17 protein-coding genes and 2 pseudogenes are annotated in these 21,956 nt (G+C 70.4%); 10 read left to right on the top strand and 9 right to left on the bottom strand.

Features of this window, described 5'->3' with window-relative positions; genetic code table 11:
• Nucleotides 1-250 precede the first annotated feature (250 nt).
• Both ABT299_RS43780 and ABT299_RS43775 read left to right on the top strand, forming a co-directional pair.
• Complete coding sequence (locus ABT299_RS43780; protein WP_500254387.1) at nt 251-820, top strand: hypothetical protein; 570 nt, start codon at nt 251-253, stop codon at nt 818-820.
• A 402-nt stretch (nt 821-1,222) separates the two neighbouring features.
• Nucleotides 1,223-2,022 (top strand): annotated as a pseudogene (locus ABT299_RS43775) (IS5 family transposase).
• Here ABT299_RS43775 and ABT299_RS43770 read toward each other — a convergent pair.
• The 3 genes from ABT299_RS43770 to ABT299_RS43760 all read right to left on the bottom strand — a co-directional run bounded on the left by ABT299_RS43770 (nt 1,994) and on the right by ABT299_RS43760 (nt 4,378).
• Nucleotides 1,994-2,752 (bottom strand): alpha/beta fold hydrolase, encoded by a 759-nt coding sequence (locus ABT299_RS43770; protein ID WP_500254386.1) that lies wholly within the window; start codon nt 2,750-2,752, stop codon nt 1,994-1,996. The pseudogene ABT299_RS43775 and the gene ABT299_RS43770 overlap by 29 nt on opposite strands.
• A 1,084-nt stretch (nt 2,753-3,836) precedes the next feature.
• Nucleotides 3,837-4,088 carry a hypothetical protein gene (locus ABT299_RS43765; protein ID WP_151595647.1) on the bottom strand — a complete coding sequence of 84 codons (252 nt, stop codon included), beginning with the start codon at nt 4,086-4,088 and terminating at the stop codon, nt 3,837-3,839.
• A gap of 86 nt (nt 4,089-4,174) precedes the next feature.
• Nucleotides 4,175-4,378, bottom strand: a complete 204-nt coding sequence (locus ABT299_RS43760) for a hypothetical protein (RefSeq protein WP_151595648.1) — start codon at nt 4,376-4,378, stop codon at nt 4,175-4,177.
• Between the two features lie 336 nt (nt 4,379-4,714).
• Here ABT299_RS43760 and ABT299_RS43755 point away from each other — a divergent pair, with 336 nt between their 5' ends.
• Nucleotides 4,715-4,948: a hypothetical protein gene (locus ABT299_RS43755; protein ID WP_500254385.1), complete on the top strand. Its 234-nt coding sequence runs from the start codon at nt 4,715-4,717 to the stop codon at nt 4,946-4,948.
• Nucleotides 4,949-5,000: 52 nt separating this feature from the next.
• Here ABT299_RS43755 and ABT299_RS43750 read toward each other — a convergent pair whose 3' ends face one another.
• On the bottom strand, nt 5,001-5,663 hold the full coding sequence (locus ABT299_RS43750) for a hypothetical protein (RefSeq protein WP_500254384.1): 663 nt from the start codon (nt 5,661-5,663) through the stop codon (nt 5,001-5,003).
• 217 nt (nt 5,664-5,880) lie between these two features.
• On the opposite strand from ABT299_RS43750, the gene ABT299_RS43745 reads away from it, so the two are divergent.
• Nucleotides 5,881-6,126, top strand: a complete 246-nt coding sequence (locus tag ABT299_RS43745) for a hypothetical protein (RefSeq protein WP_151595653.1) — start codon at nt 5,881-5,883, stop codon at nt 6,124-6,126.
• A gap of 16 nt (nt 6,127-6,142) precedes the next feature.
• Here the strand turns inward: ABT299_RS43745 and ABT299_RS43740 are convergent, their stop codons facing one another.
• The 4 genes and pseudogenes from ABT299_RS43740 to ABT299_RS43725 form a co-directional block, all read right to left on the bottom strand.
• Complete coding sequence (locus ABT299_RS43740) at nt 6,143-8,536, bottom strand: acetyl-CoA acetyltransferase (RefSeq protein ID WP_500254383.1); 2,394 nt, start codon at nt 8,534-8,536, stop codon at nt 6,143-6,145.
• Between the two features lie 98 nt (nt 8,537-8,634).
• Nucleotides 8,635-10,767 (bottom strand): acetate--CoA ligase family protein, encoded by a 2,133-nt coding sequence (locus tag ABT299_RS43735; RefSeq protein ID WP_500254382.1) that lies wholly within the window; start codon nt 10,765-10,767, stop codon nt 8,635-8,637.
• A 46-nt stretch (nt 10,768-10,813) separates the two neighbouring features.
• A complete protein-coding gene (locus ABT299_RS43730; RefSeq protein ID WP_500254381.1) occupies nt 10,814-11,407 on the bottom strand; it encodes an acyl-CoA dehydrogenase family protein in 594 nt (197 codons plus the stop codon).
• 106 nt (nt 11,408-11,513) lie between these two features.
• Nucleotides 11,514-12,638, bottom strand: a pseudogene (locus ABT299_RS43725) (acyl-CoA dehydrogenase family protein); the annotation flags it as partial.
• Nucleotides 12,639-13,004: 366 nt separating this feature from the next.
• Here ABT299_RS43725 and ABT299_RS43720 point away from each other — a divergent pair.
• The 5 genes from ABT299_RS43720 to ABT299_RS43700 all read left to right on the top strand — a co-directional run bounded on the left by ABT299_RS43720 (nt 13,005) and on the right by ABT299_RS43700 (nt 19,534).
• On the top strand, nt 13,005-13,706 hold the full coding sequence (locus ABT299_RS43720; protein ID WP_500254406.1) for a TetR/AcrR family transcriptional regulator: 702 nt from the start codon (nt 13,005-13,007) through the stop codon (nt 13,704-13,706).
• A gap of 173 nt (nt 13,707-13,879) precedes the next feature.
• A complete protein-coding gene (locus tag ABT299_RS43715; RefSeq protein WP_151595660.1) occupies nt 13,880-14,587 on the top strand; it encodes a TetR/AcrR family transcriptional regulator in 708 nt (235 codons plus the stop codon).
• A gap of 137 nt (nt 14,588-14,724) precedes the next feature.
• Nucleotides 14,725-15,831, top strand: coding sequence for an acyl-CoA dehydrogenase family protein (locus ABT299_RS43710; protein ID WP_202125230.1), 1,107 nt, complete (start codon nt 14,725-14,727; stop codon nt 15,829-15,831).
• 41 nt (nt 15,832-15,872) lie between these two features.
• Nucleotides 15,873-17,129, top strand: a complete 1,257-nt coding sequence (locus ABT299_RS43705; protein WP_500254380.1) for an acyl-CoA dehydrogenase family protein — start codon at nt 15,873-15,875, stop codon at nt 17,127-17,129.
• Nucleotides 17,126-19,534, top strand: a complete 2,409-nt coding sequence (locus ABT299_RS43700; protein WP_500254379.1) for a CaiB/BaiF CoA transferase family protein — start codon at nt 17,126-17,128, stop codon at nt 19,532-19,534. The genes ABT299_RS43705 and ABT299_RS43700 overlap by 4 nt, the downstream gene beginning before the upstream one ends.
• Nucleotides 19,535-19,605: 71 nt before the next feature.
• Here the strand turns inward: ABT299_RS43700 and ABT299_RS43695 are convergent, their stop codons facing one another.
• Nucleotides 19,606-20,241, bottom strand: coding sequence for a TetR/AcrR family transcriptional regulator (locus ABT299_RS43695; protein ID WP_500254378.1), 636 nt, complete (start codon nt 20,239-20,241; stop codon nt 19,606-19,608).
• A gap of 241 nt (nt 20,242-20,482) precedes the next feature.
• On the opposite strand from ABT299_RS43695, the gene ABT299_RS43690 reads away from it, so the two are divergent.
• On the top strand, nt 20,483-21,862 hold the full coding sequence (locus ABT299_RS43690) for a carboxypeptidase regulatory-like domain-containing protein (protein WP_500254377.1): 1,380 nt from the start codon (nt 20,483-20,485) through the stop codon (nt 21,860-21,862).
• Nucleotides 21,863-21,956: the final 94 nt, after the last annotated feature.

Raw genomic sequence — 21,956 nt, 5'->3', positions numbered from 1 at the left:
GTGATCGACGGGACAAGGCGTAGCCGCTGCGGGGCGTTGACCGCTATAAGGGCGCCGGCGGGCAGCTCCTGGTGCAGTGCGCCGACCTTGAATCCGCGTCCGCACGTCCCGGCATGACCGAAGCGTGCAACGGCCATGGCGCAGACGAAACCACTGAAACGCACACTCGTTGCAACAATGAGACTACTTTGAGTTATCACTGTTTCGGGGGGCCCAGGTCAGCGCCCTGCCCAAAGGAGGGACACCTCAGATGCCGCACCTGATCGTCAGGCTCGACCGTGTCGAGTGCGCCGACACCGAGACCATCACCGGCGCCGACAAGTTCTACCTCATGGGCGCCTGCTGGGTCGGCACCAAAGAGGAGAACCGCACCAAGTCCATCCTCACCCCGCCCGTCAGCATCCAAAACGGTCAAACCCGCCACTTCGGCAACAACGCGCTGATCTTCGACGATGAGGTGGACGAGGACGACACCCTGGTCCTCACCTTCGCCGGCTACGACCGGGACGGGGACAACTTCGCCACCAATGCCACCGATATGCAGAAGAAACTGGCCGAAGGTGTGGCCACAGCCATCCACTACCTCCCGTTCAAGGCAGCACCGCAGGTCAGCGAGGTGCTGAGCTATGCCGTCAAATACGGCGGTGGCATGATCAAGGCCTTCGATAAAGACGACAAGCTCGGCGAGCTCAAACTCGACACCCCGGTCAAGGACATCGGCGTCGACGACTACCGGATGGTCCACTGGTACGAAGGCGGCCTCGGCTGGTCCACCTGGGACTACAAGGTCCACTACCAGCTGCACTACACGGACTACTGACACGCAGCGCCCGCCACCCCGCCCAACCCCGCCGGCCAACACCAGAAACCCCGGCCAACGGGGGACTGACGTTCTCGTTGCCGATTCACTGACGGTTTCGCCACCGACGACACCAGCCTGCCGCGTCTCAAGCTCGGCGCCGACGGCGAGGTAGGGGCGCGGCCGGAATACGGCGGAAAGGGATCAGCGCGCAGGTCAGGAGGGTGGAGCGGAGGCCGGGGTTTCGGCTGTGGACAGCGGCGCCAAGCGTGGGCAGAACGCCGTGTCCACACGTCGCAACACCCTTAGCTGCGCAAATGCCGACTGGAAGACCGGACAGAGGGTGAATTCGGTTCGGTTAAGAGCATGTCTCACGTGGTTGTGAGGTGATCTGCGGGGTGATCTGAGACTGTGGCATCCGATCTGGCGTTGAGGTTGGTTTCGGACGAGTTGTGGGAGCTGACCGCCTCGTTGATTCCGCAGTTCACCCCGCGCCGCCAGGGTGGTGGGGCCAGGCCTGTCGTGGATCGGGCGGTGTTCACCGCGATCGTGTACGTGCTGACCAGCGGGTGTGCCTGGCGGCACCTGCCGGCCGAGTTCGGTGTCTCACCGGCCACGGCGCATCGCCGGTTCACCGCCTGGACCCGGGCCGGGTTGTGGCCCCGGCTGCACCGGGCGGTGCTGGACGAGTTCGGAGCCAAGGGTCAGATCGACTGGGCTGCGGTGATCGTGGACGCCGCCGCCGTCCGGGCGAAAAAAGGGGGATCGCCAGCCGACCCCGATCCGGTCGATCGGGCCAAGACAGGCAGCAAATTCCATGTGCTGTCCGACGCCGCCGGGCTGCCGCTGGTGGTCGGTGTCTCGGCGGCCAACACTGCCGACATCGAGGCGTTCAAGCCTTTGTTCATGGCCTTGCCGCTGATCCGCCCCCCGGCGCGGACCGCGCCGCCGCCGACCGGACAAGGCCCGCGCGGACCAGGGATACGACTCGGCTGAACTGCGCGCCTGGCTGCGCCGCCGCGGTGTCACGCCGCGCATCGCGCGCCGCGGCATCGAATCCAGCGAGCGGCTCGGCCGGCACCGTTGGAAGATCGAGCGCACGATCGCCTGGATCTTCGGCTACCGCCGGCTTCACCGTCCGCTACGAACGCTCGGCCAACCCGTTCGCCGCGTTCCTCACCCTCGCCGCCACGCTCACCTGCTGGAAGAAGCCTGCCACGTGACGCTCTTGCGTAGGAAGGCCTCAAGCTGTTCGGCGAAGCCCGGTGCTGCGGCGACGAAGTGACCAGCGCCCGGATGCACGCTGCGCTCGCCACCGAGCGCATCCGCCAGAGCGTCGCAGATCCGCTCGAGCGCGGCCGCGTGGTCTCCGGACGCGACGAGCACCGGGACGCCGGCGTCACCGATCGCGTCGAGCTGTGGGTGTGCCTGACTGGTCGGCCGAGCACCCTGCGCCCGCCGAACGCCGGCGACCACGTTCTCGGGGAGCTGGCCGTCACCGACGGGCGCGCCCGTGAGGTGGAGGAACTCGCGCAACTCGGCCGGGTCCACGTCCATCCCGTGGGTGAGGACCGCATCGCCGATGCGCTCGAGCCGCGCCACCTCGGGATCGTCAGGGACGAGGTAGTGGAGCGGCGGCTCGATCAGAGTGAGCGAGCGCACGCTGCCCGGCGCGGCGGCGGCCGCGATCAACGCCCCGAGAGCGCCGTAGGAGTGGGCGACAACGTGCGGGCGGCCGACGAGCAGCGGCGCCAAGTCCAGGGCGTCCACCTCGAAGTCCTGACGCTCCTGCGGTGGTGGACTCGGCGGATAGCCACGGCGATGGACATATGCCAGCGTCCACCGATCGGCCAGCGGAGCCAAAGCGCCCCACGTCGTCCGCGGGCCGGCACCGCCATGCACAAGCAGGACCTCGGGCCCAAAACCATCACGCACCACCACGATCTCGCCCACGCGGCGAGCATAGCGACGCACCGTGAGACACGGCGCAAGGAGCAGCACCTTACAACACCACGCGAGACACGCCCTAAGACCTGCTAAGACCTGTCCCGTAACGCTGGGCGGTCAAACACATGAAGTGGTGGAGCTTCTTGCGCAACTGCCGTCGCGAACGCGACGGCGTCCACCCTGTCACCCGCAGTATCACCCTCGAGTGCGAGTTCCACTGGACGTGACCGGGGAGGACTTTTTGACAGAGCGTCATGGGTCCGGCACGGCGTTTCCGGCTAACGTGATCTATCCACCGGGACGAAACGCGTTTCCTGGCCGCGAGTCCGCGGCTGCTGGCTCCCCTTGTGGCTCCCGAGCGCCGTTCGGGGAGCCGCGGAGCGACTCCAGTTTAGCCCTCTGACCTGCATAAACTCTGTCGGGACGGCGGGATTTGAACCCACGACCCCTTGACCCCCAGGCACAGAAGATCAGTGGATCAAGGTCGATGGAAGTCGATCGGGGAGCTTCTCACCTGCAGAAGCGCCCTGGGGGAGTCGCGGCGGGTCTTGGGGAGTCCACCAACCGTGGCTCCCCAGTTGGCTCCCCTGCGGCTCCTCGTAAGGATGGGGGTGCTCAACGACGAACAAGATCATATTTGTCGGCCGGGGGCCGCTGCAGCGTCAGTCGCCCTTGGTTCGTGTTGATGGAGTGGACTGCCGGATAAGGCCACCTCTCACCTGGATGGCCGCGGCGCACCACCCGCCGTCGGCGCCGCTCAGGCGGGCGGTAAACGGCGCGTGTCGTCAGCAAGGCGGTGAGCGCGGCCGCCAGGACGTCCGCAGGGGACGGGCTGGGGCGTCGAATGGCTCACTGACCGGTGCAAAATGTTCACCAAGGTGAGGAAAACGCTGCGAGACCCTCATCCCCAACAAACGCTCTGCGGCAGGACCTCGCGGGTGAGCACCCGGGTCCGCACGAGTGAAGGGCGAGGCCGCGGGGCCTCGCCCTTCACTCGTGCGGCCGAGACGGGTTTGTAGTCGTAGGCTAATCCGCCGGACCCGGGACATTCATTACGTGTGTGATCCGTTCACAGCGCTCGGTGCCTGAGCTATTTGATCCAGAGTTGTGTAGTAAAGGCCTGGTCCCAGCAGATGTATTTCCAGCCCTCACGTTCGTACTGCTGGCCCGCATCCACGCACTCGAAACGGCTCGCATAGTTATCGACCAGCGTCCACCCTGGACCCGGCCCAAATTTCGAGGAGCCGCCGATCTGCGGGGCGGCCGCCTGGGCGGTTGTACTCAGTCCGCCGATCGCCAGGATGGTGAGCCCGGCACTCACGGCTGCTTTGCGTAGTCGCATCTCTCTTCCTTTCTCGATGAGGGGTGTTGGACTCGGCTCGCATCAGCCGTTCCACCACTCAATCCGCTGGAGGGCGGTTCAGCAGGTCAGTCTATTGAGGTTTTCTCGCCGTGATCGATTCGGACACCGGCGAGGCGGGTGGCGGTGACGGCGAGGCGTTCCAGGCCGGGCCGCTCAGCGGTGGCCTCGGCCGGCCAGCGGCGGGCGAGTTCGCCGGTGCGGTCGGGGTCGGTGTTTGGCCCGCGGATGATCACCAGCTCCCAACCGCTCCGCCAGTCCGGCGTGCACACCTGGCAGGGATACCGGCGGCCCGCTTCCGGTGAAGGGGGTGGTCCGCGATGTCTTCGAGCCCGGCGAGTCGGCGCGCAAGGTGTTGACCGCTGCCCATGGGCGGCGCTCTGGACGGTTGGGCCGCCTCCCGAGCGCGGTAAGCGTGGCCTGAATGTCGGAGTCAGGTCGCTCAGGCAGACGAGGACGTGCGGCCAGAGTTGGCCCCGCGTCATGGCGGGCTCAAAAGGAGCGGCGACGCAGGAAGGCTTCCAAGTACTTCCACGACGTCGTCATGATGCGGGCGGGAGTCATTGGCGACGTGGGCCAGGGCGTGGATGGCGCCAAGCCGGGCGTCGATGTCGGAGGCCGACGGCACTCCCCAGGCCGACTGCGACTATGCGTCGCGCTACTTCGAGGTGTCCCTCGACCCAGCCAACGTCAGGCAGGTCTTCGAACACCGCACACTGGCCATGGACCTCGTCCGCCGCATCAATCCCGACGTGGACCGAGCAGACCTCACTGAAGTCCTCGACTCCGTCGGCTATCCCGGAGCCGAGGAACCCGCGGACAGCCGCCGGAGCCGAGATTGATCACGGTCGGCGTCGTCGTGAGCGACTTGCGGCTGTCAGAGTCCCCAAGACCTCACGCCGAGCTTCGAGGAGGTGCGGGAGTGTCACGTGTCGCGAGCCACATCCGCCACGTGTGACGCGAGGCGGGGGCCCCTGGGTTGGTGAGGAGCCAGAGGACGAAGCTCGCCTGGTACTGCGCCCATGGGCTGTCGGACTGGGCGGCATGGCCGAGTCTGGCACGGAGGCCGTCGCTGTCGATGGCCCGGGCAAGCCGGGCGTACCAGCGGTCCTCGCAGCGGTAAGGGCGCCCGACTGCGCTCACGACCAAGTCTGTGAGCTTGGCCTTGGTGCCGTAGTGGTGATCGGCCTTCTCCAACTGCTGGAGCAGCCCCTTCTTCGTCCCCCAAGACTTGGCGTAGTGCGTCCAGTCCTCCGGGTACTTCGCCTCCCACTCCAGGTAGAGCAACGCATACGGCAGCCCCGGCCAGGCGGCGATACCTCCCCACGGCCACCCCGATAGCCCGTCTGGCAGCGAGTACCTGCGGACCTCGCCGTAGCACTGGCGGGCCTGGCGAAAAGCCGGCTCCTCGTAGTGCTCTTCTGGACCGAGGGAGGAAGCTAGACACCACAACTCGTTGCTCTCCTGTTGTGCCTCGTGCGTTCGCCGCTGCACCTCGATCAACTGCGCCAGCGCGGCGGCTCGTTTCATGGGATCATCCGACACCAGCCCGAACACCCACCCCAGCAGTTGGTGCCAGGCGCGTGCGTCATCGGCGTTCGGGTGCGCTTGCGTGCGAGCGATCCTCTCAGCCCGCGTGGCCAGCAGCAGGTTGGGGGCACGGCATCCTGGAGGAGATCAAGGCCCTGCACCACCTGGCGCCCCGGGACACCAACTCCAGCGCCGCCCTCTGGCTCCTGCGCTTCCTGCTCATCATCGTCGAGTGCGCCCCCTCATGACCAAACTGCTCGGCGGCACCGGCAAGTACGACCGCCTGCACGAGGCCCGCCTAACGGCCAACGAGAACCGTGCACCGCCGCTGACACCGCCCGCCGCTGACACCGCCCGCCGCCGGCCGCCTCCGCAGCGGTCGGCGGTGCCGGCTTCAGGGAGCCTCCCACCAGGATCCGGCACCGCAGGCATGGTCGAAGGTCAGCAGGAAAGCGGAGGCTGGGACGTGGGATCATCGGCCGGTCAGTGACCACCGGTGGCATCGTTCAGCGGTTGCGCCAGTTCGGCCTGCGCTTCTGGGCGAAGGCGGTCAGGCCTTCGACGGCGTCTTCGGTGGTCATGAGTTCGTCGAGCGTCGGGGAGGAGGCCTCGATGGCGTCGACGGCGTCGGCGAGCCCGGCCGTTTCGGTCATGACCTCCAGCGAGAGCCGGACCGAGGTGGGGGAGCCGTCGAGGATCTCGGCGGCCAGCCTGCGGGCGCCCTCCAGCGCGGTGCCAGCGTTCACCACGCGGTTGACCAGCCCGTAGTGCAAGGCTTCCTCGGCGGTAAGGCGCCGGCCGGTGAGGATCATGTCGTGAGCGATCTTCGGCGGGACGGTCCTCGGCAGCCGGATGAGGCCGCCGGCTCCGGCGACCAGGCCGACCTTGACCTCGCTGAGGGCGAGGCGCGCGGTGGTGTCGGCGACGACGAGGTGGCAGGCGAGCGCGATCTCGCAGCCGCCGCCCATCGCGTAGCCGTTGACGGCCGCGATGACCGGCTTCGGGAGGCGCCGGCGCGAGGTGAGTCCGGCGAAGCCGTTCTTGGGCACCCACATCGGCTTGCCGGAAGCGGAGTAGACCAGGTCGTTCCCTGCGGAGAACGCCTTGTCGCCGGCGCCGGTGAGGATCGCGACCCACAGGTCGGGGTCGGCGAAGTAGGCGTCGAAGACCTCGTCGAGTTCCTCGTTGGCCTGAGGGTGGAGGCTGTTGCGGACGTCGGGGCGGTTGATGGTGATTTCCAGCAGGTGCCCGTCGCGGCGGACCAGGACGTGCTCGTAGTCGTCGCGCAGCACCGCCGGACGCGGCGGGAACAGCTCGTCCATGCGGGTGTCGGTGACGGTGACGCGGTTGCCGGTCCCGAAGGAGCGGGCGTAGACGCGGCTGCCGGCCGGGTCGCCTGTCGAGAGCCGGTCGAGCAGTTCGGTGTCGTCGGCGGCGGCCTTGGCGATGAAGCGCCGTCCGTCGGCGTCCAACCGGCCGATGACGATGCCGGTGCGGGCGCCGTTGCGGTGGTACTTGACCGTCCAGGTCTCGATCGTGGCCCAGCCGTCGGCCTGAAGGGCCTGTTCGGGGGCGTCCATGGCGTCGATCTCGGCTTGCAGGTCCGCGCTGCGGTCGGCGCGCCATTCGGCGGGTGCGGTGGAGTAGACGCCGACCGAGTACTTGCTCATGGTTCCGCCGTTGGCGCCGACGAGCCCGAAGGCGCCGGGGAGGGCGCGCAGGCGGTGGACGGTCTCGGCGATGGCGTGCATGGAGTAGTTGTTGCCGGCGCCGCCGAAGAACGGCAGTCCTCCGGTGAGGGTCAGGCCGCGCGGGTCGGCCGGGTCGAGGCCCAGGCCGTCGCAGATGTTGAACACCGGGATGGGGAAGCAGCTGTACAGGTCGATGGTGGCCAGGTCGTCCACGGTGACGCCGGCGACCTCGAGGGCGTGGCGGGCGGCGGCGACCGAGGCGGGGCCGCGGCTGAGGTCCTGGCGGTGCATCAGGTCGCGTTCGCGCAGGTCGGCGTGGCCGTGCAGGAAGACCCACTTGTCCTGGGGGATGCCGAGGCGCCGGGCGGCGGCCACCGATGTCAGCAGCACCGCCGCGCCTTGGTTGACCTTGTCCCGGGCGACGATGTAGCGGGTGTAGGGGGCGGCGATGAGCCGGTTCTTCTCGGTGACCTCGACCAGTTCCGCGGCGGTGCGTTCGACCGGTGCCGAAGCGTGCGGGTTGGCGGCGGCGACCTTGGTGAAGGGGGCGAACAGCTCGCCCATCGCCTGGGCGTAGTTCTCGCGCGTGAGGCCGAGCCGGGCCCGGCGGGCGTTGTCGAACAGCGCGTACTGGCTCGGGGCGTCGGTAAGGCCGTGCGTCGCCAGGTGCCGGGAGGACAGGCCCTTGAGCCCGTAGCCGCGGTCTTCCAGGTCGCCGTCGATCTCTTCGGTGAAGTCGGGGCGGTCCTCGGCCTTGGCCAGGTGCTGGGCGGTCGAGATGGCTTCGGAGCCGAACACCAGCGCGGCCTGGCACGTGCCCGCGGCGATGGCGGCGGCGAGCTCGTTGACCAGGTGCTGCGGGCCCTGGCCGCCGGCCACTTCGAGGATCGCCCGTGCGGGCGAGGCGCCCACGCGCCGGGCGACCGACCGCGGATAGTTGCTGGACCTGCCCAGCGGCGCGGACGCGCCGGGCGTCGAGATCTCGAACTGCCGGACGCCGGCGACTGTGTCGATGGCCGCCGCGATGGCGCCGGGGTCGGCGCCGGTGTCGCCGAGGGCCTCGCGTGCGGCATCGGCCGCGAGGTCGACGGGCGAGCGCCGCCGGTAGCCGGGGTCCTCGATGCGTTCGGACGACTGACCGACGCCGACCAGCACGGGCGTGCGGGGATCGAGGGACCCGGCCTCGGTGGCGGCTGTTGAGTTGCTCATCAGGTTGTTGCTCCGGATTCTTGTGTGCCGTCCACGGTCATGCGCGGGACGACCGTGGTGCATGTCGTGGGCGGTTCAGGCGACTTGCGCTTCCAGCGTCAGCGGGTGCGCCAGGTCACCAGCGCGTCGAGGGCCTCGACCGTCGGGCCGTCGACCCGCAACGGGTTGATCTCCAGGGCTTCCAGGTGGTCGCCGAGGGCGAGGGCCAGGTCGCCGATGGTGGAGACGACCGAGGCGACGGCGTCCAGATCGGCCGGGGCGGTGCCGCGGGCGCCCTGGAGGAGCGCCGCGCCGCGAAGGCCGAGTAGGAGTTCCCGGGCCTTCGCCGGGGAGACGGGGAGCGTGCTGAGCGCGGAGTCCTTCAGGACCTCGACGAAGACGCCGCCGAAGGCGACGGCGAGCATCGGGCCCCACGCGGGATCGCGGACGACCCCGATGAGCAGTTCGACCCCGCCGGAGCGCATGGGGGAGACGAGAACGCCTTCGACGGCGGCGCCGGGCACCTTGCCGGCGGCGGTCCGGACCTCCTCGTACGCCTGGCGCACCGCGTCGGCGCCGGTGACGCCGAGGCGGACGCCGCCCACGTCGCTCTTGTGCAGGATGTCACGAGAGGCGATCTTCAGGGCGACCGGTCCGCCGATCTCCCGCGCGGCCGCAACGGCTTCGTCGGCGGAGGCGGCCAGGACGGCGGGGACGACCGGGACGCCGGCGTCGGCCAGCAGCCGGCGGGAGGTGTGCTCGGACCAGGCCCCGCGTCGGGTCGACGGCGCCGGCAGGGTGAGACGGATGTCGGCCCGGGCGGCACCGCCATCGTCTCCCTTCAGCCGATGATGGGCCTGCGACCAGCGCGCGACACCGGCCAGCGCGGTCACCGCCTGCTTGAGACCCGGCAGCACGTACGACAGGCCGGCGTGCTCCAGAATCTCGCGGCTGTAGCCGGTCAGCGGCTGCAGGATCTGGCTGACATAGACGACGGGCGCCGATGCTCGGGCGGCGCCCTCGCCGCTGGCGTCCACGAAGGGCTGCCCGGGCCAGGGCCCCTCGCCGAAGGCGGGCAGGCCGTTCACGACGGCGACCGCGCCGATGCGCGGGTCGTCGGCCATCGCGATGATCGAGCTGGTGAACAAGGACGGATCGATGATCGCGGCGCCGGTGACGTCGAGCGGATTCTGCACCGTGCCATAGGAGGGCATGACCGCGGTCAGCACCTCCTCCGTCGCCGCTCCCAGTTCGGGCAGGAGCATGCCGGCGTCCTCGGCGCGGTCGGCGATGATGTCGCAGGCGCCGCCGGAGATGGAGACCACGCCGACGCCGGGGGCGGCGAGCGGGCCTGTGTGGGCGGCGAGCCCGGCGGTGATCAGCATGTCCTCGATGGAGTCGACGCGGATCACACCGCACTGCTCGAAGACGGCGTCGATCGACCGGTCGTCGCCGACCAGGGCACCGGTGTGGGCGGCCGCCGTCCGGGACGCCAGCTCGCTGGAGCCCGCCTTGAGGACCACCACGGCCTTGCCCGCCGCGGTGGCGCGCAGGGCGGCGTGGCGGAAGACCTCCGGGTCGCGGACCGACTCCATGAAGATGGCGATGGCGCGGGTGGACGCGTCGTCGACCAGGAAGTCGAGGACGTGTCCGGCGGTGATCATCGCCTCGTTGCCCAGGGTGACCATGTAGCTAAGGTCGTTGCCGCTCATCGCGGCGAACTCCATCATGGCGCTGGAACTGGCCCCGCTCTGCGACAGCAGCGCGATCGGTCCGGAGCGGTGCGGCAGACCCGAGATCGAGGTGACGGGAACCTGGTCGACGAGGTTGGCGAACCCCAGGTGGTTCGGCCCGAGCAGGACCATGTCGAGCTTCTCGGCGTGGGCGACGAGCGCGGCCTGGGCGGCGCGTCCGGCCTCGCCCGCCTCCCCGTAGCCGGACGAGAGGATCACGGCGTTGCGGATGCCGGCCGCCGCCGCGTCCGACATCGCCTCCACGGTCCCCACCTGGGGGACCATCAGGAACGCGACGTCCACCGCCTCGTCGATTTCCGAGCAGGAGGTGACGGTCGGGCGTCCGTGCACGGTGGCACCGCGCCGGTTGACCAGGTGGGTGTGCTCCTGGAAGCCGAACTCGACGAGATTCCGGTAGGCGGTCGCGGAGAAGGCGGACTTGTCGCTGGCGCCGACGAGGGCGACGCTTCGCGGGCGGAAGAGCGTCCTCAGCCGGTCGGGCGTGATGGGAGATGTCATGGGCGGACTCCTGGACAGGTGGTGACCGGGGCGGGATCGGAGGCGGTCAGCGGGGGAGGCCCAGCGCACGGGCGATGAGCCCGCGCTGGATGTCGTTGGTCCCGCCGCCGACGACGTACATGATCGAAAGCCGCAGGCCGAATTCGAAGGCTCCGCCGCCCGGCACGTGCGGAAACCCCGCGGACAGCGCGGCCTCGGGGCCGAGGATGTCCAGGACGGCCTCGCCGAACTCTTCGGCCAGCTCGCCGCCCATGACGCCGGCCATCGGTGCCTCGAGGCGGGCTCCGGCGCCCTGCGCGGTGGCCTTGATCGCGGCGGCGACCAGCGCCCGGGTGGCCTGGACTCCGACGGCGAGCGAGCCGAGCCTGGCGCGCTTGGCCGAGCCGCGCGGGCCGATGAGCCCCTCCGCGTCGGTGCGGACGACGGCCAGCAGGTCGTCGAGCTGGCGGTGCAGCGCGGCGGCGATGTTGCCCATGGTGATGCGCTCGCCGGCGAGGGCGTCGGTGATCACCTTCCAGCCGCCGTCGACCTCGCCGACCCGCATGCCGTCGGGCACGCGGACGTCGTCGTAGAAGACGGTGCAGGAGATCTCGCCGGACAGGGCCCGGTGCTGCTGGACGGTGATGCCCGGCGTGTTCATCGGGATCAGGAACATCGTGATGCCGGCGTGGCGGGGGGGTCGCGTCGGGGTCGGTGCGGACCGCGAGCCAGACCCAGTCCGCTTCGTGCCCGCCGGTGGTCCACAGCTTCTGGCCGTTGATCACCCAGTCGTCCCCGTCGCGGACCGCGCGGGTGCGCAGCGAGGCGAGGTCGGATCCGGCCTCGGGTTCGCTGTAGCCGAGGCAGAACGACAGTTCGCCGCGGCGGATCAGGGGCAGGAAGGTGTCCTTCTGCTCCTTCGAGCCGTGCTTGAGGATCGAGTTGCCCAGCAGCATGACGGCTCCGAGGGCCTTGCTGATCGGGGCGCGATGGTACGAGACCTCCTCGTTCAGCGCGACCTGCTCGGCGAGGGTGGCGTTGCGTCCGCCGACCTCTTCGGGCCAGGCGAAGCCGAGCCAGCCGCGGTCCGCGACGATCCCCGCCAGCTCCCGGTCGAAGGCGAAATTGCTGACGTCCGAACGGTCGGCGTACTGCTCCAAGAGCTCCAGGACTTCGGCCCGGAACGCCTCACCGACCTCGCCGAGGTCCGCGGCCGGCAACGAGCCCGTGCCCTCGACCAGCACGTCTGCCACGTCACCGCAGGTGCGGGCAAGGGTCTGGAGCCGCGTGATGTCGCCGTGCACGCGGCGGAACAGCCAGGGGGCGTCATGCTCTTCGAAGTAACCGATCGCGGCCAGGGTGTGGTGGGCGCCGAGCTGCACGCGCGGGGCGGCGGTCCGAGCGTGCTCGACCGCGATCTCGGCGCTCAGCAGGCGGTCGGGCGCGCCGTGCTCGAAGGCGTGGACGGCGTCGTCGATGAGCAGATCGCCGGAGGAGAGATCGATCTGGCAGGTGGCGGTGCGCTGCTGGACGGCGCCGAACGAACCGATGACCTTGCCGAACTGGCGGCGCTCCTTGGCGTGCTCGACGGCCATCTCGTGCGCCCGGCCGGCGGCGGCGAGCGCCCGTACGGCGAGTTGGAGGCGCAGCAGCACCACGGCCTCGTCGGCCGCCGCCTGATCGATCGGAGCGGAGGCCTCCGGCTCGCCGAGGCGGGCGTCCGACCAGGCGGGCACGGCGAGCCCGGGGGTGTCCCGCACCTCCAGGAGCGGCCGCAGGACCGCGGTCCCGCCCCCGGCGGGAATGGTGAGCAGGTGGGTGGCGTGGTGGGCGGCGTCCAGGTGGCGGGCCTCGGCGTCCTCGGCGGATCCGGTGGTGGCGATGACCTTCATCTCGCCGGAGCCGATCCGGGCGGCGACGCCGGCGTGGTGCCCGATGATCCCGGTGGCGACGTACGCGTCGAGCAGGGGCAGCGGGCAGGCCGCCCGGCCGAGCTCGCGGGCGGCGGCGACGGCGGCGGCCAGGGCGCCGTCGGCGGCGAGCGCCAGCCATCCCTGGCCGGCGGCGGTGCCCCACAGCTTCCCCAGATCGGTGTCCGGCGCCGACGTGGGCGCCGGCCAGTCGCGGGCGAGGACGGCGCGCACGCTCCCGGCGAAAGCGGCGATGTCGTCCGCGGTCATGGGCAGGTACGCGGTTCCGGCAGGCATGGGGCTCCTCGGTGGCTCGGACGCAGATCTCCTGATCCTTATTACGGAACGATGTCCGTCTGTAATTGTAATCCTAATCAGACGAGTACCGTTCAGCAATGCAGAGAGCCAGGAAGATGGAGGACCATGGACCCCGTGACGCACCCCCGTAACGCCGCAGGCCGGCCACGCGACCCGGACGTCGACCGCCGTATCGCCGCGGCGGCCGTGGAGCTGTTCGGACGTGACGGCTGGGCGTCCTTCAGCATCGAGGCGGTCGCCCGGCGCGCCGGAGTCGGCAAGGCCTCGGTGTACCTGCGCTGGAAGAGCAAGGAGGCACTGCTCGCCGAGGCGCTCACCATGCGGCTCGGCCCGATCTCCGACGTCGACACCGGCACGGTCCGTGGTGACCTGGTGCAACTGGTCCGCCAGTTGCTCCAGCAGTACGTCGGTGAACACGGCGGGGCGGTCATCCGCCTGGGCTTGGAAGCGCGTGACATCCCGGAACTCGCCGAGCGTTATGACTCGCTGGCCCGGCAGCAGATACTCGCCGCCCGTGCCATCGTCCATCGCGGCATCGACCGCGGCGAGCTGCCGGCGAGCACGTCGGTCACCTTTCTGCTGGACGCGCTGTGCGGCGGCGCGATGAACCATGCCCTGACCACGCCGCCGGCCCTCCGGGCGGCCCTGCCGGAAACCGTCGACGACTACGCCGAGCGGTTCGTCGACTTCGTCCTCGTCGGGGTGCTCGTCGACGCGCCTGCGGAGCAGTAGGCGCGCGCCTGCGGGGCAGTAGGCGTCGGCCTCATGCGGAGGGGGAGCGGCTAGCCTGTGGCCATGCTCGATGTGGCCACGGGATCGGCTGACCGGATGCGGGAACGCACGCCGTGGAGCGCGCCTTTCGGGGTGTCGGTCATGACCGGTCGTGCCCGTGCGGGGGCGGTGCCGTGTCGGCGCAGGTGAACGGCCGGCTGCCGCGAGGGTCCCTCGGTCCGGAGGTGATCCTGGACGCGGCGGAGCGGCTGGTGGCCGAGTCGGGACTGCCCGAGGTCACGATCCGTAAGGTCGCGGCAGTCCTCGGTGTCCGGCACCCCGCGGTTCACTACCACTTCCCCCGGCGGCGCGACCTCGTCGACGCCCTCCTGAGCCGTGCGGTGCGGCGCTTCAACGACGCGCTGCCGGTGATCGACTCGGACGACTGGGAGAAGCACCTGCGCGGCTACTGGGAGGCGTACCGGTCGGTGCTGCGGGCGGATCCGGCGCTGTTCGAGCTGGTGGTGGGGCAGTGGGCGACCATGGGGCGCTCGCAGCGGGCGCTCGACTCCTCATACGAGCGGATCGACGCGCAACTGAACGTTCTCCTGCGTGCCGGCTTCACGCCGGAGCAGGCGGGATACGCGTATCACCTTCTCTCGACGTACACGCGGGGCTGCCTGGTGAGCGAGCATCAGTTCGCTCGTGCTCTAGGGCCGGACCGCGACGAGGAGATGGAAGGCTCCGCGGTGAGCCTGCCCGGTGACCTCGAGCCCTTTCCGAGCCTGCGGCGGGTCGCGGCGCACGGCTGGTCCTACACCTTCGCCACGGACGCCGACTTCGGCAACGGCCTCTCGGTGATCATCGCGGGTCTGCGGAGCTGGCTCCCGGCGGCATCCTGACGCCCTTCTGCGACGAACTGGTCGGTTCTCCTTGATCCGCTGCTCCCTGGACATCCTGACCATTGGTCAGTAGCCTCGGCCTCCGAGATCCTGACCGTTGGTCAGTATGGAGTGCTCGAGGTCGTCTGGAGGCCGCCGTGGGAACGTTCGAGTTCACCGAAGATCACGAAGCGCTGCGAGCGTCGGTGCGCGGGTTCGTCGAAGAGACCTTTCCCGAGACCGAGGTCCGCCGGTTGATGGCCGCGCCGACGCCGCTGGAGCGGTCGGTCTGGGAACGGATGGCCCGAGAGCTCGGGCTGCAGGGGCTGATCGTCCCCGAGGAGTACGGCGGCGCGGGCGCCGGTGCCGTGGAGCTGGCGATCGTGCTGGAGGAGTTCGGGCGCCGGCTGGTGCCCGGCCCGTTCCTGTCAACGGCCCTCGCGACGCTCACGCTGATCGGCGGCGACCCAGCGGTCACCGCGGACCACCTGGAGGGCATCGCTGCGGGCCGCGTCGTGGCCACGGTGGCCCTCGCCGAGGAGGACGGCGGCTGGGACGCCTCCGGAGTCCGCTGCGAGGCGGCCGGGGAAGACGAATGGCGGCTGACCGGGACGAAGTCCTTCGTGCCGGACGGCATGGACGCCGACCTCCTCGTGGTGGCGGCACGTACCGATGCGGGCGTCCGGTTGTTCGCCGTCGACGGCGGCGCGGACGGCCTGGCCCGCGAAGAGCTGGACGTCTTCGACCTCACCAGGCGGCTCGCCCGCGTGCGCCTCGACGGCGTGGCCGCGACGCCGCTGACCGCCACCGGGGACGGGTCCGAGTTCGACCGCTTCCTCGACGCCGCGCGGCTCGCCGTGGCCGCGGAACAGGCCGGCGGCGCCGACTTCGCCCTCGCGATGGCCGTCGCGTACGCCAAGGAGCGGGTGCAGTTCGGCCGGGCGATCGGCAGCTTCCAGGCGATCAAGCACATGTGCGCCGACGCCTTCGTCGACGTCGAGTCCGCACGGTCGGCCGCCTACTACGGGGCGTGGGCCATCGCGGCCGGCAGCCCGGAGACCGCCGCGGTCGCGCCGCTGGCCAAGGCGTTCTGCTCCGACGTCTTCTTCGAGACGGCTCGGACGAACATGCAGGTGCACGGTGGGATCTCCTTCACCTACGAGCACCCGGCGCACCTGTACTACCGGCGGGCCAAGTCCGGTGCCCAGCTGTGGGGGAGTCCCACCGCGCAGCGTGACCTCCTGGCGACCCGCATCGGCCTGTGACAGCTGAACATGACCCACCCAGAACGAGTGACGGAGGAGCGATGACGGAGACGGCAGGCGCGGCGGCGTCCGAGGAGCAGGTGCGCGCGCAGGTGGCGGCGTGGCTGGCGGAGAACTGGCGACCCGGCGGCGGAGGGCCGCAGTGGCGCGGACGGCTCATCGACTCCGGGTGGGCGGCTCCGACCTGGCCGGTCGAGTGGTTCGGTCGCGGCCTGCACCGCGACATGCGCCGGGTGGTGGCCGAGGAGTTCACCCGAGCCGGGGCGAAACCGGTGGCGCTGGACGTGACGCAGTTGTTCGCCAACACGATCCTGGCCCACGGCACCGATGACCAGAAGCGCGAGTTCGTGCGGCCGCTCGCCGTCGGCGAGCACCGCGGCTGCCTGCTCTACAGCGAGCCGGGTGCCGGCTCGGATCTCGCGGCGCTGCAGACCCGCGCCGACCGCGACGGCGACACCTGGATCGTCAGCGGCCAGAAGGTGTGGACATCGGGGGCCCGCGAGGCGACGCACGGTTTCCTCATCGCGCGCACCGACTGGGACGTGCCCAAGCACCGCGGCCTGACGTTCTTCTGGATCCCGCTGGACCGGCCGGGTGTCGACATCCGTCCGATCCACCAGGTCACCGGTGGATCGGAGTTCAACGAGGTGTTCCTCACCGACGTCGTCGTGGCGGACTCCCACCGGCTCGGCGAGGTCGACAACGGATGGCGGGTGCTGCAGACGGCGCTCGGTTTCGAGCGGCTCATCATGGGCGCCGCCGCCGGCGGCAGCTCCGAGCAGCGCAGGCGAGCCGGTCGCAAGGACACCGCGAAGGCGGATCGCCAGTCGCCGTGGACGCGGAAGATCGGCGGCGCCGACTACATCGAGCTGGCGAAGACGACCGGTAAGGCCGGCGATCCCGTCACCCGTCAGGAGATCGCCCGGCTGTACACGCTGGAGAAGGTCAACGCCTGGAACGGCATGCGGGCGCGGGCGGACTCCGGGCGCGGGGCGGCGTCCCCGCTGGCGTCCATCGGCAAGCTCGCCATGTCCCGCATCGTCCACACCGGCGTGAAGGTGACCACCGATCTGCTGGGCACGGCCTCGGTGCTCGACGGCGACGAAGACCCGGTCGCGGCGGAGGTCAACCGTTCGTCGTTCGCCGCGTTCGTCACCTCCATCGGAGGCGGCACCGACCAGATCCAGCGCAACATCATCGGCGAGCGGATCCTGGGCCTGCCCAAGGAACCGGAGGTCGACCGGGACGTCCCGTTCCGGGACGTCCGCAAGGCGCGGGCCACGAGGCGGTTCAGTTGAGCCCCGCCGAGAGCGGCGAGCCGCTGGACCTGCCCCTGACCGGAGTGAACGTCCTGGATCTCACCTCCGGGCCGCTGGCCGCGATAGGCCGCCACCTCGTCGAATGGGGCGCGGAGGTCCTGCGCGTGGAACCTCCCGGCGGGGCCGCCGACCGCAGCACCGGCCGCCGGGCCGCCGGGGTCGCGCTGGGCTTCGCCGCCGCGAACCTCGGCAAACGCGCTGTGGCGCTCGACCTCACCAGCCCTGATGGCAGAGACCGGTTCCGGGCCCTCCTGTCTGGAGCGGACATCCTGCTGGAGAGCACCCTGCCGGCCTCGCCGGAGAGCTCGGCCCTCGACGTCGAAGGGATCCGGCGGGAGCACCCCGGTCTGGTCATCCTGTCCGCGACGCCGTTCGGGAGGACCGGTTCCCACACCGGCTGGCAGGCCACCAGCCCCGTGTTCCACGCACTGTCCGGGGAGCTGTCCCGCTCGGGCATCCCCGGCCGCGAACCGCTGATGCCTCCCGGTGACCTGCCCTACGAATGCGCCGTCCCGCAGGCGGTGTTCGCGGTGCTCCTGGCCCACCTCGAACGGCTGCGCACAGGGCAGGGGGACCATCTGGACTTCTCCGTCCTCGACGGCGCGGTCTCGGCCCTCGATCCCGGGTACGGCATCGCCGGCAGCGCCACCGCCGGAGTACCCGCCAGCAAGCTCCCCAGGGGACGCCCCGAGGCGCGCCACCAGTACCCGGTCATCCCCTGCGCGGACGGCTTCGTCCGGGTGTGCATCCTGGGCCCGCGCCAGTGGCGCGGCATGTTCGAGTGGATGGGGCGTCCCGCCGAGTTCGCCGACCCCTCCTACGACAAGCTGGGGACCCGTTTCTCCTCCACCACGCTGCTGCCCGCGATCGCGCGCTTCTTCGCCGATAAGAAGCGCTTGGAGCTGGAGGAGGCGGGGCAGCGGCACGGCGTCCCCGTCGCCGCCGTCCTCGATCTCGACGAGGCGCTGGAATCGGAGCAGGTCCGGGCCCGGCGCGCCTTCACCGGCGTCGAACTCGCCCCGGGAGTATCGGCGCCCTTCCCCGACGGCGTCCTGGAACTGGACGGACGGCGCGCCGGCGTCCGCGGTCCGGCGCCTTCGGTGCCCGCCGACGCCACCGCGGCGGACGGCTGGAGAGCCTCGCGGGCCGAGCCCTCCGGCGACGTCTCCGCGGATCCCGGCGGCCGGCCGCTCGCCGGGCTGCGCGTCCTGGACCTCGGGGTCATCGTCGTCGGTGCCGAGCAGGGGCGCATGCTCGCCGACCAGGGCGCCGACGTCGTCAAGGTCGAGAACGACGCCTTCCCCGACGGCAGCCGCCAGGCCCGCGACGGCGCCGTCATGACGGTGACCTTTGCGGCCGGGCACCGCAACAAGCGCAGCCTCGGCCTCGACCTGCGTTCCCCACGGGGCAAAGAGCTGTTCTTGCGGCTGGTCGGCGACACCGACGTCGTGCTCACGAACTTCCGGCCCGGCACCCTGGACTCCCTCGGACTCGGCTACGACGTGCTGCGGAAGGCCAACCCCGGCGTCATCCTCGTGGACAGCTCGGCGTTCGGGCCCACCGGCCCGTGGAGCCGGCGGCTCGGCTACGGGCCGCTGGTCCGCGCATCCGCCGGCATGACCGCGCAGTGGCGCTACCCGGGGGAGCCGGACGGCTTCTCCGACGCGCTGACCGTGTACCCGGACCATGTCGCCGCCCGCATCGGTGTCGCGGGCGTCCTCGCGCTGCTGATCCGCCGCCGCCGTACCGGGACCGGCGGCACCGTGAGCGTCAGCCAGACCGAGGTCATGCTCGGGCACATGGCCGCGATGGTCGCCGACAAGGCCCTGGTCCGCTCGGGCGTCACCGTCGAAGGTTCCACGGAGCCCGACGCGCCTTGGGGCGTCTTCCCCGCCGCCGGCGACGACGACTGGTGTGTGGTCACCGTCCGCGGCGACGACGACTGGCAGGCGCTGTGCCGGGTCATGGGCCGAGACGATCTCGCCGCCGAACCCGCTCTTTCCAGTGCGGAGGGACGTACCGCCGCCCGCGCCCGGATCGACGCCGCGGTCACCGGCTGGCTGGCCCGGTACGGGGCCGTCGAGGCGATGAACCTGCTGCAGGCGGCCGGAGTGCCCGCGGGAGCCATGCTGCGCGTCGCCGAACTGCCCACCTTTCCCTACTACGCCGAACGTCGCCTGTTCCGGCTCTCCGGGCATCCGCGCATCAGACAGGAATTCCATCTGGAGAACGCACCCGTTCGTTCCCTGCGGCTGCCCGACCCACCCGATGGCCCCGCCCCCCTGCTCGGTGAGCACACCGAGCAGATCGCGCGGGAGGCGCTCGGTCTCTCCGACGCCGAGATCAGTTCACTGACCGGCGACAACGTCCTGCAACAACCCTGAATCCCGCTTCCCGTGTCGCTGGACGGAGGCGGCGCCGGCCCAGACGCCTGCGCCGCCTCCGGCCAAGCCGATCACGCTGCCGGGCCAAGGAGTTCGGTGAGCAGTTGCTCGTGGGTCTGGCTCTGCTCCTCCACATCCTCAGGGACCGGCATCGCTCGCCGCAGGCTCACATGGCCGTGCAGGGCCGTCCACAGCAGGACGGCCAGTTGCCGGGCGTCCAGCCGCGGATGAGGATGGTCCTCCAGGAACCGACCGACCGCCCCTTCCCAGGTGTCGAGGATCTCGCCGACGGGGTGCTCGGCGAGGCGCTCCCTGGGGACGGCGGACTGTTCGAGGTCGAACATCAGGCGATAGTGACGCGGCCGGTCGCTCGCGAACCGGCAGTAGGCGTCAGCCATCGCGGCGAGCCGCTCTCTGGGGGAGCCGCCCGCGGAACGCTCCGCCTCCCGCATCACCGTGGCGAGTTCACGGTAGGCGCCCGCCAGCACTTCCCAGACGATCTCGGTCTTGTCGCGGAAATGCCGGTAGATGCTCGGCGCGGCGATGCCCGTCTCGCGGGCGATCGCCCGCAGCGAGAGGCTCTCCTCGCTGCCGCCCTGGGCGAGCAGGCGCCCGGCGGCCCGCAGGATCTCGGTGCGCAGCCGGTCGCCCTGCCCCCAGCGGTTCGGGACGCGGGTACGCGCCGGGCCTTCCTGCGTGGGCGCCATGAGCGTGCCTCCTTCTCGCGGCAGTGGTGGAACGATACTGCCCCGGCCCATCGGCTAACGTCTGTTAGTCAACTTGGCTTACAAGTGTTAGTCTATTGAGGTCGCCCTGCCGCCGGCGCTCCCGAACCCGGCCCGGTGCCGTGCCGGGGAGTTCCCGTTGACTGACCGCCGCTTCCGGCCGGTGCGCACATCCGCACGGGGCGAGGCGGCCCCGCATTATTCGCCCAGAGAGGTACCTCGCGTGAGCGATGAGCAAACCGAGCAAGAGGGCAAGCCGCAGCTGGCCCGGACGCTGGCGGGGAGCCTGTGGTTCCCGCTGCTGTTCTTCTTCGGTTTCCTGTTCTGCTACATGCTCCCCTTCCATTCGCCATCGCCGCACGACGTCAAGGTCGCGGTGTCGGACCCGGTGGTCGCGGCACAGCTGAGCGCCGGACTCGATCAGCAGGCACCCGGTTCGTTCGACATCATCCCGGTGAAGGACGCGGACGCCGCGAAGCACAAGGTCACCGGTCGCGACGCCGTCGCCGCCTACAGCGTGGAGGGCAACAAGGCCGTCCTTTACGTCGCGAAGGCGGACGGCACGTATCTTGAACAGGCCGCCACCACCACCTTCACCGGCATCGCGAAGCAGGGCGGGCAGAAGCTCAGCATCGTCGAGGTCGCGCCCACCGCCAAGGGCGACGTGACCGGGACCGGCCTGTTCTACATGGCGATGGTCTGGAACATTGTTCCGTATATATCGGTGATGATGCTCATGCGGGCGGTCACGGTGAGCCGCCGCGTCAAGCTCCTCACCCTGGCGGGAATCGGCGCCTTCACCAGCGTGGTCGGCTACCTGGTGGGGCTGTCCATGGACATCGTCCCCAACCAGCCGCTGGCCGTCCTGTACGCTTTCATGATCACGCAGGCGGTGGCGTGGGTCACCTACGGCCTGGTCCCGTTCGTCCGCCAGTTCATCCCTGGCGTCGCGATCGGGTTGTTCGTGCTGCTGTCCATCCCGTCCAGCGGCGGCGCGATCCCGTACCAGCTCGTCCCGGGCTTCTTCCGCGCACTGCACCCGGTGATGCCGCTCGGCAATCTGATCGACGCGCTGCACGGCATCTTCTACTTCGGCAGGCAGGACCTGCTGCGGCCGACGCTCGTGCTGTGCGCCTGGCTCGTCGCCGGCGCCGCCCTCATCGGAGCAGGCTTCGTTCTCGAGCGCCGCAAGGCCGCCCAAGCCGAAGCCGTCGACGGCGCCCCTGTCGAAGAACGGCTCGAAGAGCCCATCGAGGACCCGACCATCGAAACGCCCCAACCGCACGCCACCAGCCCGGGCCACCGCTGGCGCCTCGGCGAGCAGCCTCCCATGCTCGTCGGCACCGTCCGCACGCCCGAGGGCGCCCCGGTCCCGCAGGTCGGTGTGACGATCCTGGGCCCGACCGGCCACCAGCTCCTCCGCACCGTCACCGACCACGAAGGCCGCTACGCCGCCACGGCGCTACCGCAGGACTTCGTCACCGTCCTGCTGCTCAGCAACGACCACACGCCCGCCGTCGCCCGTCTCCTGCTCGCCGACGGCCGCACCTTCCGCCAGGACTTCGTCCTCGACCACCGGGCTCACCGCCCTGTTCACGCCTGACGGCATCCCGAAGCCGCGCATCTCGGCGCCATCACCAGCAGAGATGCGCTCCTTCGCTGGAAGGCGCGGCCGGGCGCCGGGGGCAGGGCGCCCG

The sequence above is a fragment of the Spirillospora sp. NPDC000708 genome, from assembly GCF_040299565.1.
Taxonomy (GTDB): domain Bacteria; phylum Actinomycetota; class Actinomycetes; order Streptosporangiales; family Streptosporangiaceae; genus Spirillospora.
Note: the sequence above shows the minus strand (reverse complement) of the source record. Positions and strands in the feature narration are given on the sequence as shown.